This window comes from Agrobacterium sp. 5Ca50 (genome assembly GCF_055381905.1).
Map to the genome: position 1 here is coordinate 1,214,741 of NZ_AP026438.1, position 13,522 is coordinate 1,228,262.

General features: G+C 56.2%; 13 protein-coding genes and 1 riboswitch. Of the genes, 8 read left to right on the plus strand and 5 right to left on the minus strand.

Features of this window, described 5'->3' with window-relative positions; genetic code table 11:
* Window positions 1-66: 66 nt before the first annotated feature.
* Complete coding sequence (locus ACZ5FM_RS05785; RefSeq protein ID WP_464039949.1) at window positions 67-444, minus strand: glyoxalase superfamily protein; 378 nt, start codon at window positions 442-444, stop codon at window positions 67-69.
* A 182-nt stretch (window positions 445-626) separates the two neighbouring features.
* On the opposite strand from ACZ5FM_RS05785, the gene ACZ5FM_RS05790 reads away from it, so the two are divergent.
* Together ACZ5FM_RS05790 and bluB are read left to right on the plus strand one after the other, a co-directional pair.
* A complete protein-coding gene (locus ACZ5FM_RS05790) occupies window positions 627-1,457 on the plus strand; it encodes a TolB family protein (protein ID WP_464039950.1) in 831 nt (276 codons plus the stop codon).
* Window positions 1,458-1,497: 40 nt separating this feature from the next.
* A riboswitch (cobalamin riboswitch) is annotated at window positions 1,498-1,682 on the plus strand.
* A 79-nt stretch (window positions 1,683-1,761) separates the two neighbouring features.
* Entirely contained in the window at window positions 1,762-2,448 is a 687-nt protein-coding gene (gene bluB, locus ACZ5FM_RS05795; protein WP_464039951.1) for a 5,6-dimethylbenzimidazole synthase, read from the plus strand.
* A gap of 34 nt (window positions 2,449-2,482) precedes the next feature.
* Here bluB and ACZ5FM_RS05800 read toward each other — a convergent pair whose 3' ends face one another.
* On the minus strand, window positions 2,483-3,565 hold the full coding sequence (locus ACZ5FM_RS05800) for a DUF2865 domain-containing protein (RefSeq protein ID WP_464039952.1): 1,083 nt from the start codon (window positions 3,563-3,565) through the stop codon (window positions 2,483-2,485).
* Between the two features lie 178 nt (window positions 3,566-3,743).
* Window positions 3,744-6,053, minus strand: coding sequence for an NADP-dependent malic enzyme (locus ACZ5FM_RS05805; RefSeq protein WP_192487744.1), 2,310 nt, complete (start codon window positions 6,051-6,053; stop codon window positions 3,744-3,746).
* A gap of 199 nt (window positions 6,054-6,252) precedes the next feature.
* Between ACZ5FM_RS05805 and ACZ5FM_RS05810 the strand changes: the two genes are divergently transcribed.
* Window positions 6,253-7,083, plus strand: a complete 831-nt coding sequence (locus tag ACZ5FM_RS05810; protein WP_192487745.1) for a UDP-2,3-diacylglucosamine diphosphatase — start codon at window positions 6,253-6,255, stop codon at window positions 7,081-7,083.
* A gap of 97 nt (window positions 7,084-7,180) precedes the next feature.
* On the opposite strand, the gene ACZ5FM_RS05815 is transcribed toward ACZ5FM_RS05810, so the two are convergent.
* A complete protein-coding gene (locus tag ACZ5FM_RS05815) occupies window positions 7,181-7,561 on the minus strand; it encodes a winged helix-turn-helix transcriptional regulator (RefSeq protein ID WP_464040426.1) in 381 nt (126 codons plus the stop codon).
* Between the two features lie 152 nt (window positions 7,562-7,713).
* On the opposite strand from ACZ5FM_RS05815, the gene ACZ5FM_RS05820 reads away from it, so the two are divergent.
* Complete coding sequence (locus ACZ5FM_RS05820) at window positions 7,714-8,109, plus strand: DoxX family protein (protein ID WP_464039953.1); 396 nt, start codon at window positions 7,714-7,716, stop codon at window positions 8,107-8,109.
* Between the two features lie 25 nt (window positions 8,110-8,134).
* Window positions 8,135-8,878, plus strand: coding sequence for an SDR family NAD(P)-dependent oxidoreductase (locus ACZ5FM_RS05825; protein ID WP_464039955.1), 744 nt, complete (start codon window positions 8,135-8,137; stop codon window positions 8,876-8,878).
* A gap of 40 nt (window positions 8,879-8,918) precedes the next feature.
* On the opposite strand, the gene dgcA is transcribed toward ACZ5FM_RS05825, so the two are convergent.
* Window positions 8,919-9,902 (minus strand): N-acetyl-D-Glu racemase DgcA, encoded by a 984-nt coding sequence (gene dgcA / locus ACZ5FM_RS05830; protein WP_464039956.1) that lies wholly within the window; start codon window positions 9,900-9,902, stop codon window positions 8,919-8,921.
* A gap of 141 nt (window positions 9,903-10,043) precedes the next feature.
* Here dgcA and ACZ5FM_RS05835 point away from each other — a divergent pair, with 141 nt between their 5' ends.
* Genes ACZ5FM_RS05835 through ACZ5FM_RS05845 form a run of 3 tightly spaced genes read left to right on the plus strand, consistent with a single transcriptional unit; the run spans window position 10,044 to window position 13,445 of the window.
* Window positions 10,044-11,207 (plus strand): MlaE family lipid ABC transporter permease subunit, encoded by a 1,164-nt coding sequence (locus ACZ5FM_RS05835; protein WP_464039957.1) that lies wholly within the window; start codon window positions 10,044-10,046, stop codon window positions 11,205-11,207.
* A 4-nt stretch (window positions 11,208-11,211) separates the two neighbouring features.
* Window positions 11,212-12,066, plus strand: a complete 855-nt coding sequence (locus ACZ5FM_RS05840) for an ABC transporter ATP-binding protein (protein WP_192487750.1) — start codon at window positions 11,212-11,214, stop codon at window positions 12,064-12,066.
* 8 nt (window positions 12,067-12,074) lie between these two features.
* Window positions 12,075-13,445: an MlaD family protein gene (locus tag ACZ5FM_RS05845; protein WP_464039958.1), complete on the plus strand. Its 1,371-nt coding sequence runs from the start codon at window positions 12,075-12,077 to the stop codon at window positions 13,443-13,445.
* Window positions 13,446-13,522: the final 77 nt, after the last annotated feature.

A 13,522-nucleotide genomic window follows, 5' to 3' on the forward strand; every position in this document is an offset into this window, starting at 1 on the left:
TCTCGTCGTCTCTATGCTTGTCACAGAGATCCAGCGGAGCGCGTCGGCGCGACATCATTCCCGTCCCTAAATCACCTGACCGACATCGATGCGGTTGCCATCCGGGTCTTCAAAAACAAAGGCGCGCAGGCCGTAATCCTTGTCCTGCAGACCCTTGATGATGCGCAGGCCATGTTGTTTGCACAGCGTATGCAGGGCATCGACGTCACTCACCATCATGTGAGCAACGTTGAAGGGGGCTGCCTTGTGTGACGGCTGCAGGATCAGATGCAGCTCGGCATTGCCCTGTTTCAGGATCATGAAACCGACGGGATTGCCGTTTTCAAAGACCTTGGTGAAGCCGAGAACACCGACATAGAAGTCATGGGCCTTTTGAATGTCCTTGACGGGAAGCATGGCGGCAATCCGGCCAATACGGATGCCTTGATCGGCGATGGAATTCATCGCAGAACCTCGAACCTGGGAGAAACGGGGCAGGGTAAACGGACGGTGCCGAAACGCTGCTGTTCTCCTTATTTGAATTTGCAGGACGGTGCCTGCGGCACTAGGATCATTATGTGAAGGTGTCGGGCGAGGCAAATGAAATGTCCGCTCAATCCTGTTGATGAGCAATCCCGGGAGGATGCGTGCGCAGTTCCATCGAAATCTACAACATCCGCACCCGTCAGATGCGTGTGGTCTGGCAGACCGAGGCGCTGTTTGAGGCGCCCAACTGGTCGCCGGATGGTCAATATCTGCTGCTCAATGCCGATGGGCTGATCTATCGCTTGTCGCTTTCGGGTGATCCGACACCGCTCAAGGTGGACACCGGTTTTGCGACCCTGTGCAATAACGACCATGGCATTTCGCCTGACGGTTCGCTTTATGCCATTTCCGACAAGGTGGAGTTTGGCAAGAGCGCAATCTACCTGCTGCCGTCGTCCGGCGGCACGCCAAGGCTGATGACGCACAATTTGCCATCCTATTGGCATGGCTGGTCACCGGATGGAAAATCATTCACTTACTGCGGCATTCGTGATCAGGTTTTTGATATATATTCCATGGACATAGAGAGCGAAGTTGAATCACGTCTTACGCATGGTGAGGGCCGTAATGACGGGCCGGATTACTCCGCCGATGGCCAGTGGATCTATTTCAATTCCAGCCGCACCGGGCTGATGCAGATATGGCGTGTGAATACTGATGGCTCATCCGTCGAGCGCGTAACCGACAGTAATTTTGGAGACTGGTTTCCACATCCGTCGCCATCAGGCGACAAGGTGGTGTTCGTGTCCTACGACGCCGATGTCTTTGACCATCCCCGTGACCTCGATGTGCGGGTGCGGTTGATGGATACCGATGGCGGCAATGTCGAGACGCTGTTTGAACTGTTTGGCGGGCAGGGCACCATGAACTCGCCCAACTGGTCTCCTGATGGCGATGAGTTCGCCTATGTCAGGTATTTCCCGGCGACCTGACGCCACATGCACGCGTGCTTGCATTTGCGCGATGTAGCGGACATAAGCACTGCCGTCAGGTGCCTGCACGACGTGCGGGAGAATCGGGAATCCGGTGCAAGACCGGAGCGTGCCCAACGCTGTAAGGCGGACATCTGCTGCACCAATCGCCACTGGATGTTCCGGGAAGGCGGCAGCGGAAGGACGATGCCAAGCCAGAAGACCGGCCCGACATCATAGACCAGCCCGTATGGACGGCGGGATGGTTGTTTGCCTGGTGGGTTCTGCGGGATCTGCCGGCGATAGGCATTGTTGGGGATTAACGATGCAGGACGATCCGTTTTCTGAAGCCCGCCACGCGGCCGGGGCTTTTTCCTGTGATGACAAGGCAGCCGTTTACCGGGCCATTGAGACGCGCCGTGATGTGCGCAATGAGTTTGAAAGCCATCCATTGCCGGATGATCTGGTGCAGCGGCTGCTGGCTGCCGCTCACGCCGCGCCCTCGGTCGGTTTCATGCAGCCGTGGAACTTCACACTGATCAGGGATCAGACGGTGCGTGATGCCGCCTGGCAGGCTTTCGCCCGTGCCAGTGAGGAGGCGGCGCTGCTGTTCGAAGATGACAGGCAGAGCCTTTATCGTAGCCTCAAGCTCGAGGGCATTCGAACCGCGCCCCTCAGCATCTGCGTGACCTGCGATCCGACCCGTGGTGGCACTGTTGTTCTGGGACGCACCCACAATCCACGTATGGATGTCTATTCCACGGTCTGCGCCATCCAAAACCTATGGCTTGCAGCCCGTGCCGAAGGGGTGGGCGTCGGTTGGGTCAGTATCTTCCATGATGCAGACATACGCCGCATTCTCGGCATACCCGACCATATCGAAATCGTTGCCTGGTTATGTCTGGGTTTTGTGACCGAACTCTACCGAGAGCCGGAACTGGCCGTGAAGGGCTGGGCCAAAAGACTGCCGCTGGAAGATCTGGTGTTCCACGATCGGTGGGGCCGTCGCTAAATCTATTGGCGCGTGTGAGGAAAGGCGTCGTGCATCACTGCTGCTGCGGTTGTGCACCTTGCAGAGCCGGATTGTGCAGATCGATCCGGCTGGTTTCCTCGGGCAGAAATTGTGGTCCGACGACCCGAACTTTGCTATCTTTGGGATCATAGTCGCGCTCGGCAGGAGCTGCGGCAACCGGTTGTTCTGCCTGCTTCTTTTCGCCATTCGGCGTCTTGATATCGGTAACGCCGGAATAGGGTTCTGCGGGTTTTGACTGGTTGGCCTCTTCCTGTTTTTTCATCTGGTCGAAATAAGACGCCATGTTGCAGCCGCAGGACGGCGAGCGGGTGTCTGCTGACGTGTTGCGATAGGCAAAGGCGGTCGGCAGATCCTTGTATGGTTTGCCGGTCTCGGCAGAAACCATGTCCGCACTCTCCTGACCTTGCAGGGAGTGGTAATAAAGCTCGGTCTCAGAACCGGGGCACATTTGCTCACAGGTCGCGGCCTGACGGCGAAAATCAAGCGGTGAGGCATTGGACGAAATCGGGAAGAACGCGCCGTCGCACGTGCGTACGCACAGGGTTCTAAGGCCGCCCTGCATTGGCGGTGTGAACACCGGCTGGCGGTTCGGGTCCACCTCGATCATGCCGGGTGGGGCAAATTCCTGGGTCTGATCATTCGGGCTAGCGGCCGCAGACTGCGGGCGCTCGTCAAAGCAGCCATTGGCATCAAGTGCTGCCATGACACGGTCGCGGTCAACGCCGCGATTACGTTGCTGCGCTATCATCTGGTCGCGGCTGACAAGCAGTTCGTCACGCTCCGCCTCGGCGTCATAAAGCGCATCTTCAATCTGGTCGCACAGCTGGGCATTTTCACCACCGTAAACGACAATGCTGCCGCTCGAGCAGCCATAGGCCCTCAGATCATTGCGGATTTTGCGGATGATGATGTTCTGGCGGGTCAAGGCGCTGGCAAAATGGCGCACTTCGGCAGTGTTGCCAATAATCTGGGCCGGTGCGCGCAATTCCTGACGCAGGTCATCACACACCGAGGCGGCAAAGGACACGGCAGGAAAGCTACCGATCAATACCGGCAAAAACAGCATTGTAAAATTGCGCAGTTTCAAAGCTGTCACCTGTATGTTCCGCTTCCGATGTGGTTGCGTTTTCGGCTTCGCGTCTGCGGACATCCAAACAAAAAGGATGGAAAAAGATATGCCGCAAGCGCCTCATTCATCAGATTGTTATCATATAAATGAGGCAGTTGCGGCAATCGGCAATTCAAAACTGCGTTAACGCAGCTTTAGGGCACCATTACGGATGCGAGGCTTCCACGACAGCCAGGGCTGCCATGTTGACCACGCCGCGCGATGTCACGGTTGGCGACAGAATATGTGCGGGCAGGGCGGTGCCGAGCAGGATCGGGCCAACATGCAGCGCATCCGTCATGGTGCGGACCAGACCGAGCGAAATATTCGCCGCGTCAAGGTTCGGGAACACCAGCAGGTTTGCTTCGCCAGACAACGTGCTGTCAGGCATCGCACGCTTGCGCAGGCTTTCCGTCAGGGCAGAACCACCCTGCATTTCGCCGTCGACTTCGAGATCTGGTGCGGTGTCACGAACGATCTGCAAGGCGTCACGCATCTTGCGGGCGCTTTCCGAATCACGCGAACCGAAGTTGGAGTGGCTGATCAGCGCGGCCTTTGGCGTAATACCAAAGCGGCGGATTTCCTGAGCGGCCAGAATGGTGCTTTCAGCAACTTCTTCTGCGGTTGGATTGTAGGTCACAAACGTATCGGTGAAGAAGGTTGCGCCACGCTGCGAGATGATCAGGCTGAGGCCCGAGAATGCACGCACGTCCTTTTTCTTGCCAATGATCTGGTTGACGTCACGCAGGTGACGGTCAAAACGGCCTTCAAGACCGCAGATCAGCGCGTCTGCTTCACCACGCTTGACCGACAGCGCACCAATAACGGTGGTGTTGGTACGAACGATGGTGCGGGCAGCTTCCGGGTTGATACCCATGCGTCCAACCAGCGCGAAGTAATCATCGACATATTCGCGGTAACGTGGATCGTCTTCCGGATTGACCACGGCAAAGTCCGCATGTGGACGAATGCGCAGACCGAAACGCTTGAGGCGGGATTCGATGATCTGTGGACGACCAATCAGGATCGGTACGCCGGTGCCTTCTTCCAGCAGAACCTGGGCTGCACGCAGCACGCGCTCGTCTTCACCTTCCGAGAAGATGATGCGCTTCTTCTCAGCCGATTTCGCAGCGGCAAAGATTGGCTTCATCACAAAGCCGGAGCGCCAGACGAAACGGTTCAACTGGTCTAGATAGGCGTCGAAATCGGTGATCGGACGCGATGCAACGCCGCTGGCTGCCGCCGCACGGGCAACGGCCGGTGCAATGCGCAGGATAAGGCGCGGGTCGAATGGCGATGGAATGAGGTAGGTCGGTCCAAACAGCGGCGTGTCACCGGAATAGGCTTTCGCAGCCACTTCCGAGATTTCTTCACGCGCCAGTTCGGCAATTGCCTTGACGGCCGCCATCTTCATTTCTTCGTTGATAGTGGTTGCACCACAATCCAGCGCGCCGCGGAAAATGTATGGGAAGCAGAGAACGTTGTTCACCTGGTTCGGGAAGTCGGAACGGCCGGTGCAGATCATCGCATCAGGACGGGCTGCACGCGCAACTTCCGGCATGATTTCCGGGTTCGGGTTGGCAAGCGCCAGAATAAGCGGCTTTTCAGCCATCTGTACGAGAAGTTCAGGCTTCAGGACGCCAGCCGCCGACAGGCCGAGGAAGACATCTGCGCCATCGATGGATTCGGCCAGAACGCGCTTGTCGCTCTTCTGGGCGTAGATTTCTTTCCACTCGTCCATCAGGGTATTGCGGCCGTCATAAACGAGGCCTTCAATGTCGTGAACCCAGATGTTTTCCTTCTTGGCGCCCAGCGACACAAGCAGGTTAAGGCAGGCAAGAGCTGCCGCACCGGCGCCTGACGTGACGATCTTGACATTGCCAAGCGACTTGCCGGCCAGTTCCAGACCGTTCATCACGGCGGCAGCCACGATGATCGCGGTGCCATGCTGGTCGTCATGGAAGACAGGAATGTTCATCTTTTCGCGCAGTTGGCGCTCTACTTCGAAACATTCAGGCGCCTTGATGTCTTCAAGGTTGATGCCGCCAAAGGTCGGCTCCAGCGCCGAGATGGTCGAGACCATGTCGTTGATGCCGGGCGCGTCAATTTCGATGTCGAAAACGTCGATGCCGGCGAATTTCTTGAACAGGACGGCTTTACCTTCCATCACTGGCTTGGAGGCCAGCGGACCGATATTGCCGAGGCCAAGAACAGCCGTGCCGTTGGAGATAACCGCCACCAGATTGGCGCGTGCCGTATATTCGGCGGCTGTTTCCGGGTTTTCGTGAATGGCAAGGCAAGGTGCCGCAACACCCGGCGAATAGGCCAGTGCCAGGTCGCGCTGGTTGCCGAGCGGCTTGGTCGGTTGAATTTCAAGTTTGCCGGGGCGCGGATAGCGGTGGAAAAACAGCGCCTGTTCGTCCAGGTCAGCACTTGCTGGTTTTGGTTGAGTTTTGTTTTTATCCTGCGAATTCATTCCTGCACCGCTTTTTTCAAATGTTTTCGTTGGGCTTCTGAATACATCAATCAGCCCCATGGTACAGCCGTTATTTGATTGATTCGTGTCAAAATGAGTGTGGGTGAAGAGGGTTTTGCGGCAGAAAATAGTCCTTTGTCATGATGCTGAAACACGACTCTGGTTCTGGAGTATGTAGTTTGATTGCCAAGACAGGGGGATGAATTCCGTGGCCCGGCAAATGGAAACCAGACATTTCAGAACCTTATTTATCTCGGACGTGCACCTTGGCTCCAAGGCTGCCAAAACCGACTACCTCCTAGATTTCTTGCGTCATCATGATGCTGACACAATTATTCTGGTGGGAGACATCATTGACGGCTGGCGTTTGCGCCGCAACTGGTACTGGCCGCAAGGCTGCAATGATGTTGTACAGAAACTGCTGCGCAAGGCGCGCAAGGGTGCCCGTATCATCTATATTCCCGGCAACCATGATGAGTTCCTCAGAGAGTTTCCCGGGTCGCACTTCGGCGGTATCGAAGTCGCCGAACGCATGGTGCATGAAGCGGCAGACGGCAAGAAATACCTGATCATCCACGGCGATGAGTTTGACGTGGTCGTGCGCAATGCCCGTCTGCTCGCTTACCTCGGTGACTGGGCCTATGACGCAGCAATTGCCATCAATGTGATATTGGCAGCCGTTCGTCGCCGTATCGGCCTGCCATACTGGTCGTTCTCGGCCTGGGCAAAGCTGCAGGTCAAACATGCCGTCAACTTCATTGGCGAGTTCCAGCGCGTTGTGGTGGACGAAGCCAAGCGTAACGATGTGGACGGCGTTATCTGTGGTCATATCCACCACGCCGTGATCAGCGAGATGGACGGTATCCGTTACATCAATACTGGTGACTGGGTGGAAAGCTGTACGGCAATTGCCGAAAATGAAGATGGCAGCTTTGAACTGATCACCTGGATGCAGGCTGAAGAAAACCCTGAAAACATCGAGCAGGAAGAGCAGATCGCTCTGCCGCCGTTCCCGATGCGCGCCGCCTGACGTGACAGAGTGACAAGCGCCTCTCTGGGGCGTGCATTTCATCTGAGGCCGTCATCTGAAAAATAGCGGTTGCCTCCAGTGTTTGGCGGCAACCCAACTACTTTTTCGGCGTTACTTTGCGTCCACGTGCCACTTTTTCCGGGACGCTTTTTCCATATTCATTCCACCAGGCCGTCAACGCTTCCATTGTCGGACCGAGGCCTCTGGCTTTCGCAGTTATCTCGTACTCCACGCGAGGCGGGACCTCGGCATAGACCGTGCGGGAAACCAAACCGTCCAACTCAAGTTCCCGCAATTGGGCGGTCAACATATGCTGGGTGATGCCAGGAATGGCTTTGCGCAGCTCGTTGAAGCGATAAATGCGCCGGTTGAGAAGCCACATGATTTCGAGTTTCCATTTACCCGAAAGCAACGCGAATGCACGCCGCATTTCTTCGTGCATATTTGTGCCGTCCGGCTCATTAGTCTGGTCTTCCATACTTACCACGCGAAATTCATCCTACTTGCGAAGATTCATCTAATACCACATTTTCAATGCGAACACCGGATAATCAGCAGTCGCTAATCCGGGACACTGAAAATCTTGAATGGAGCAATCTGCCGAAGTCATTCGGCGGCAAGGGATATCTCATGTCTGAATTCTATATTTACTGGGCCGCAACGACCCTGCTGGTCGCGCTCTATCTGGCCTCTGCCATAACCTATGTCGCAAAGACCGAATGGGTCCGGCAGACAATTGCCGGGTTCGGTTACCCAACCTATCTCGTCCATATTTTGACGGTCGTGAAGCTCGCCGCTGTCGTGGCTATCTTGTCCCGCTTCAATGTTGGCGTGAGCGATCTGGCCTATGCCGGGATGCTGTTTCACCTTCTACTGTCCGGGCTGGCCCATATCGGGGTTCGAAAGCCCGCAGGTGCTCTGCCTGCCATCATAGGTCTGGCGCTGCTTGCCGCATCCTTCACCACCCAGAACGCCGGGCGCGATGTTCCATCACCCTATGCCTTGGCGCAGGCGCAGGCACACTAACCCCCCACCTGGAAAGGAAATCAAAATGGGAAAACTGACTGGAAAAATTGCCATCGTTGCAGGCGCTGGCAGAGGAATAGGACGAGCGACGGCAGAACTTTTCGCCGCTGAGGGCGCAAAAGTGGCTGTGCTGTCGCTTACGCCTGCAAATGTAAATGCGGTGGTCGACAGCATTCAAGCCAAGGGTGGTACGGCGCTCGGCCTGACGTGTGACTTGAGTGACGGCGACCAGATTACTGAAGCCGTCGCCAAAGTCGTGCGGACATTTGGCGGTATCGACATTCTCGTGAATGTGGCCTTCGACCCATCTGCGGTTAACTCGCCGATCCTCGATTTGCAAGTCGACCAGTTGCAACGCAATTTCGATATGGGACCGATAGCGTATCTGCGGACCATGCAGGCCTGTTACCTACATCTGAAACGATCGGGCGAGGGACGCGTGATAAATTTCGCATCGCTGGCTGGTGTTTTGGGCATGTCGCCTTACGGGCCGTATAACATGGCCAAGGAGGCCGTTCGTGCACTCACCAGGTCTGCGGCGCGCGAATGGGGACCGGACAATATTACGGTCAACAACCTTCTTCCTGTCGCCGACACCTGGGGTGCTGCACAGAATGCTCCAGCGCCAACCAATGCACTTGGTCGTCACGGCTCGCCGGAAAATGATATCGCTCCCGTTGCGTTGTTCCTTGCCAGCAGCGATTCGAAATTCATTACCGGTTCAAGTCTGACGCCGGACGGCGGTCAAATCATCGATAGCGCAAGATAAGACACGTCGGCGTGCTGTATCGACAGCACGCCAATTTCTATCAGCCCCACAGTGACCGTTCTGGTGGATGCACCAGCGAACCGTCATAGGTGAGAGCAGGGTCGCGATCTCTGGCCAGCAACAACGGGCCGTCGAGATCGGCATATTCGGTACCCTGTGCCAACAGCACGGCAGGCGCCATGGCCAGTGACGTTCCAACCATGCAGCCGACCATGATGGTGTAACCCAACCGGATGGCTTCCTGCTTCATAGCTAGCGCTTCCGTCAAGCCGCCCGTCTTGTCCAGCTTGATGTTGATGGCGTCATAGCGGTTGCGCAGGGTTTCGAGATCGGCGGTCGAGTGAACGCTTTCATCGGCGCAGATCTGCACCTGCCGGTGGATGCGCGCCAGGATTTCGTCCTTGCCAGCGGGCAGGGGCTGTTCGATCAGTGACACATTGAGCGCGGCTGCAACGGCAAGATGGTGCTCAATATTGTCGTCGGTCCAGCCTTCATTGGCATCGACAATGATCCGACTGTCTGGGGCCGCCTGCCGCACGGCCCGCATGCGGTTTTCATCGTCATCGGTGCCAAGTTTGATCTTGAGCAGTGGGCGGTGTGCATTGGCGGCTGAGTTGCGCGCCATGGTCTCGGCATCACCAAGCGAAATTGTATAGGCGGTGACCAGTGGCACGGCCGGTTCATGCAGGATCTGTGAGGCAACACTCAGGCCGGAGCGTTTTGCCTCATAGTCCCAGAGCGCGCAATCGACGGCGTTACGGGCGGCACCCGGCTTCATCACATGTTGCAGCTCCAGCCGATCCAGCCCTTGAGAGACGGCGTCAGCCATCTTCTCGATATCGGCAATCACGCCCTCGATGCTTTCGCCGTAGCGCTTATAGGGCACACATTCGCCAACACCGGAAAAGGCGCCGTCGCCAATGGTGCATGTCACGACGTCCGCCTCGGTTTTGCTACCGCGTGAAATCGTGAAGCTGCCGGCTATGGGAAAGGATTCTGCTATCACCTGAAGTTGCGCGGACATGAGTTACACTTCGATATTGTGCGGAAATCGTGCGTAAAATCAAAAAACTCGCGAAATCCGGCCTGTTGCGATGGCTTGTCATCTTGTGAAAAGATATGAATCGATAGATTCGATGGCAAAGCTGCACGCGTATAGGAAAAGATGCAAGCTCGCGATAACAACACGGACGCCCATCAGGCGAGCATTGCTTCGGATGAAAGCTCCGCAGGCGGGCCTGTGCGTTTTTCGCTGAGCGGTGATTGGCGCAACGACACGATCACTGGCGTTCTCAAGGAAATTTCCCAGCCCGGCCAAAACAAACAGTCCGGCAGTGTCGAGATCGACCTGTCCGGTATTGGCCGTGTCGATACGGCTGGCGCCTGGATCATCCAGAAGTTTCGCAATGAACTGAACGCCAACGGCGCCGAGGTCAGCTTTACCGGTGGCAACACCCGCGTCGAGGAACTGGTCGAAGCGCTGCCGAGCGAGGCGGGGCCGCCAGCCGATGCCGCGCCGCGCAAAAGTCTTGTTCAACGCGTTTTTGAGCCTGTTGGCCGCAATGTTGTACAGGCGGGCGGCGATTTTCTGGCTGGCATGTATATTCTCGGCTCGGCCGTGCGTGGCGCGCAGATGAAGCTTGGACGGGGGACTGGTGTGTCTCCAGCCGCCATCATCAACCAGATTGATCATATGGGCGTGCGCGCCGTGCCAATCATTGTGCTGATGTCGTTTCTGATTGGTGCGATCATTGCGCAGCAGGGCGCGTTCCAGCTTCGTTATTTTGGCGCGGAAGTGTTCGTGGTCGATCTGGTCGGCATTCTGCAGCTGCGCGAAATCGGCGTGCTGTTGACGGCGATCATGATTGCCGGTCGCTCCGGTAGTGCGATCACCGCCGAAATCGGCTCGATGAAGATGCGTGAAGAAATCGACGCGCTGAAGGTCATCGGTCTCAACCCGGTCGGCGTGCTGATTTTCCCGCGCCTTGTTGCGCTGACGATTGCCCTGCCGCTTTTGACCATTCTTGCCAACTTCGCAGCGCTGTTTGGTGCAGCCGTCGTGGCATTGATCTATTCCGGCATCACGTTTGAAGTGTTCCTGTCGCGTCTGCACGCGGCTGTTGAGATGTCGACCATCGCGTCGGGCATGATCAAGGCGCCGTTCATGGCGCTGATCATCGGTATTGTCGCCGCAGTGGAAGGCATGAAGGTGGGGGGCAGCGCAGAATCGCTTGGCCAGCACGTCACGTCTTCGGTTGTTAAATCCATCTTCGTCGTCATCCTCGTAGACGGGCTTTTTGCCATCTTCTACGCGGCGATTGATTTTTAAGGGGATGGCCGTGGCAGACAACACCGACGTCAAGAAAATCGACATCCAGAAAAACGACAGCAAAAAACAGGACCGCGAAGTCGTTCTCTCCGTGGAGGGACTGACGGTTGGTTTTGGCGATAAGTTGATCCTCGATAATCTCGACCTTGATGTCTACAGAGGCGAAATTCTCGGTTTCGTCGGCGCGTCCGGTGCCGGCAAGTCGGTACTGATGCGCACCGTGCTGCGACTTTTGCCGCGCCGTTCCGGCAGCATCAAGATTTTGGGCACCGATTACGACACGGCCAATGAAGAAGAGCGCATGGCGCTCGACACACGACTTGGAGTGCTGTTCCAGCAGGGCGCGCTGTTTTCCGGCCTGACGGTCAAGGAAAACATCCAGCTGCCGATGCGCGAATATCTCGATCTGCCCAAATCGCTGATGGATGAGCTGGCGCGCCTGAAGATCGATATGGTCGGTCTGAAGCCGGATGCCGCTGATAAATATCCATCTGAATTGTCGGGCGGCATGATCAAACGTGCGGCTCTTGCTCGGGCACTGGCGCTTGATCCTGATCTGGTGTTTCTGGATGAACCGACCTCGGGTCTTGATCCGATCGGTGCTGCAGAATTCGATAACCTTATTGCAAAACTGCGTGATACGTTGGGTTTGACCGTTTACATGGTGACCCACGACCTCGACAGTCTGTTTTCCGTCTGTGACCGTATTGCCGTTCTCGGCAACAAGAAGGTCTTGGTTGAAGGTACACTTGAGGATATGTTCGCCTGCGACGATCCTTGGGTTCAATCATACTTCAAGGGCAAGAGAGCCAGAGCGGTTGTGTCTCCGAATAACGTGCATGAAAATTCGATGGAGTAACAAAAGCTATGGAAACCAAGGCAAATTACACCATCGTCGGTATTTTCACGCTGATCGTTGTCGCGGCAGCCTTCGGCTTTGTCTACTGGATGGCCGAGTTTGGACGCGGCGGCCCGATGGCCCAGCTGATCGTGCGCATTCCCGGTTCCGCCAACGGTCTGTCCGTCGGCTCTCCTGTGCGCTTTAACGGTATTCCCGTCGGTACGGTGCGTGGCCTATCGATCGATTCCGACGACCCGCAATATTCCATCGCTTTCACTGAAATTCAGGCACAGGCACCTGTGTTCACCAGCACACGCGCCGTTCTGGAAATTCAGGGCCTGACGGGTGCCGCCTATATCGAGCTGTCCGGCGGCCGCAAAACCGACGAACGTATCTTGCAAAAGGCGTTTGAAACCGGACTTCCGGCCGAACTGACGGCCGATCTGTCAAGTGTGACCAACCTTCTGGCAACCGCCGACAAGATATTGACCCGCGCCGACAATGCGATCGGTGAATTGCAGGGTTTTGTGCAGGACGCGCGGGGTCCGTTGACCCAGACGGTGCGCAATGCCGAGAAATTTTCCACTGCGCTGGCTGATAACTCCGATGGTATCGACAAATTCCTGGAAAGCATGAGCTCGCTGTCCGTCACCGTAAAGTCGGTGTCGGGACGTCTCGAAAGCACGCTTGCTGCCGTGGAAGATCTGGTGCGTGCCGTTGATGCCAAGAAGGTCGACACTATTCTCGCCAATGCCGAAAAGGTCAGCGGCGATGTCGCCAGAGCTTCAGGCAACGTCGATGATCTCATGGCGAGTGTGAAACGTACCGCCGAAAGCTTTGAGAAAACCGGTGATGACGCGCAGGTCGTGTTGAAACGGGCAGACACGCTGCTGGCTGCGGTGGATCCGGCCAAGGTTGGCACTGCGGTTGATGATATTTCTGTGGCGACCAAGGATGCACGCAGCGCGATTGCCTCCTTCAAGGGCGTGGCTGACGATGTTGACAAGCGCCGTGACCAGATTGATCGCACCATTGCTGACTTCCAGGAAATGGCCGGCAAGCTGAATGCCGCCTCCAACCGCGTTGACGGAATTCTTATAAAAGTCGACAACTTGCTTGGAACCGATGACGCCAATTCGCTGTTTGTGAAGGCGCGTGAAACTCTGGCATCGTTCAAAGCCGTGGCGGATAACCTGAATGCGCGTGTTGGTCCTATCGCCGATAATCTGGCACGGTTTTCCGGTGCAGGTCTGCGAGACGTTCAAGCGCTCATTGGAGACACCCGTCGGACGGTCGATCAGTTGAATAATACGATTATGAACTTCGACCGTAATCCGCAAAGGTTGCTTTTTGGCGGTAAAACCGTCAAGCAGTATGATGGAAGAACACGGCGTTGATAATGATTCCGTACAAGGTGGCAAAGGGGTAATGTGAATATGGCTGTTGCAATACGCCCTGCGACTATCCGTGCGGT

Excerpts from the sequence above, each read along its gene's own strand:
- ACZ5FM_RS05785 (WP_464039949.1), bottom strand. The coding sequence starts at position 444 with ATGAATTCCATCGCCGATCAAGGCATCCGTATTGGCCGGATTGCCGCC.
- bluB (WP_464039951.1), top strand. The coding sequence starts at position 1,762 with ATGCAGGACGATCCGTTTTCTGAAGCCCGCCACGCGGCCGGGGCTTTT.
- ACZ5FM_RS05805 (WP_192487744.1), bottom strand. The coding sequence starts at position 6,053 with ATGAATTCGCAGGATAAAAACAAAACTCAACCAAAACCAGCAAGTGCT.
- ACZ5FM_RS05810 (WP_192487745.1), top strand. The coding sequence starts at position 6,253 with ATGAATTCCGTGGCCCGGCAAATGGAAACCAGACATTTCAGAACCTTA.
- ACZ5FM_RS05815 (WP_464040426.1), bottom strand. The coding sequence starts at position 7,561 with ATGGAAGACCAGACTAATGAGCCGGACGGCACAAATATGCACGAAGAA.
- ACZ5FM_RS05820 (WP_464039953.1), top strand. The coding sequence starts at position 7,714 with ATGTCTGAATTCTATATTTACTGGGCCGCAACGACCCTGCTGGTCGCG.
- ACZ5FM_RS05825 (WP_464039955.1), top strand. The coding sequence starts at position 8,135 with ATGGGAAAACTGACTGGAAAAATTGCCATCGTTGCAGGCGCTGGCAGA.
- dgcA (WP_464039956.1), bottom strand. The coding sequence starts at position 9,902 with ATGTCCGCGCAACTTCAGGTGATAGCAGAATCCTTTCCCATAGCCGGC.
- ACZ5FM_RS05835 (WP_464039957.1), top strand. The coding sequence starts at position 10,044 with ATGCAAGCTCGCGATAACAACACGGACGCCCATCAGGCGAGCATTGCT.
- ACZ5FM_RS05840 (WP_192487750.1), top strand. The coding sequence starts at position 11,212 with ATGGCCGTGGCAGACAACACCGACGTCAAGAAAATCGACATCCAGAAA.
- ACZ5FM_RS05845 (WP_464039958.1), top strand. The coding sequence starts at position 12,075 with ATGGAAACCAAGGCAAATTACACCATCGTCGGTATTTTCACGCTGATC.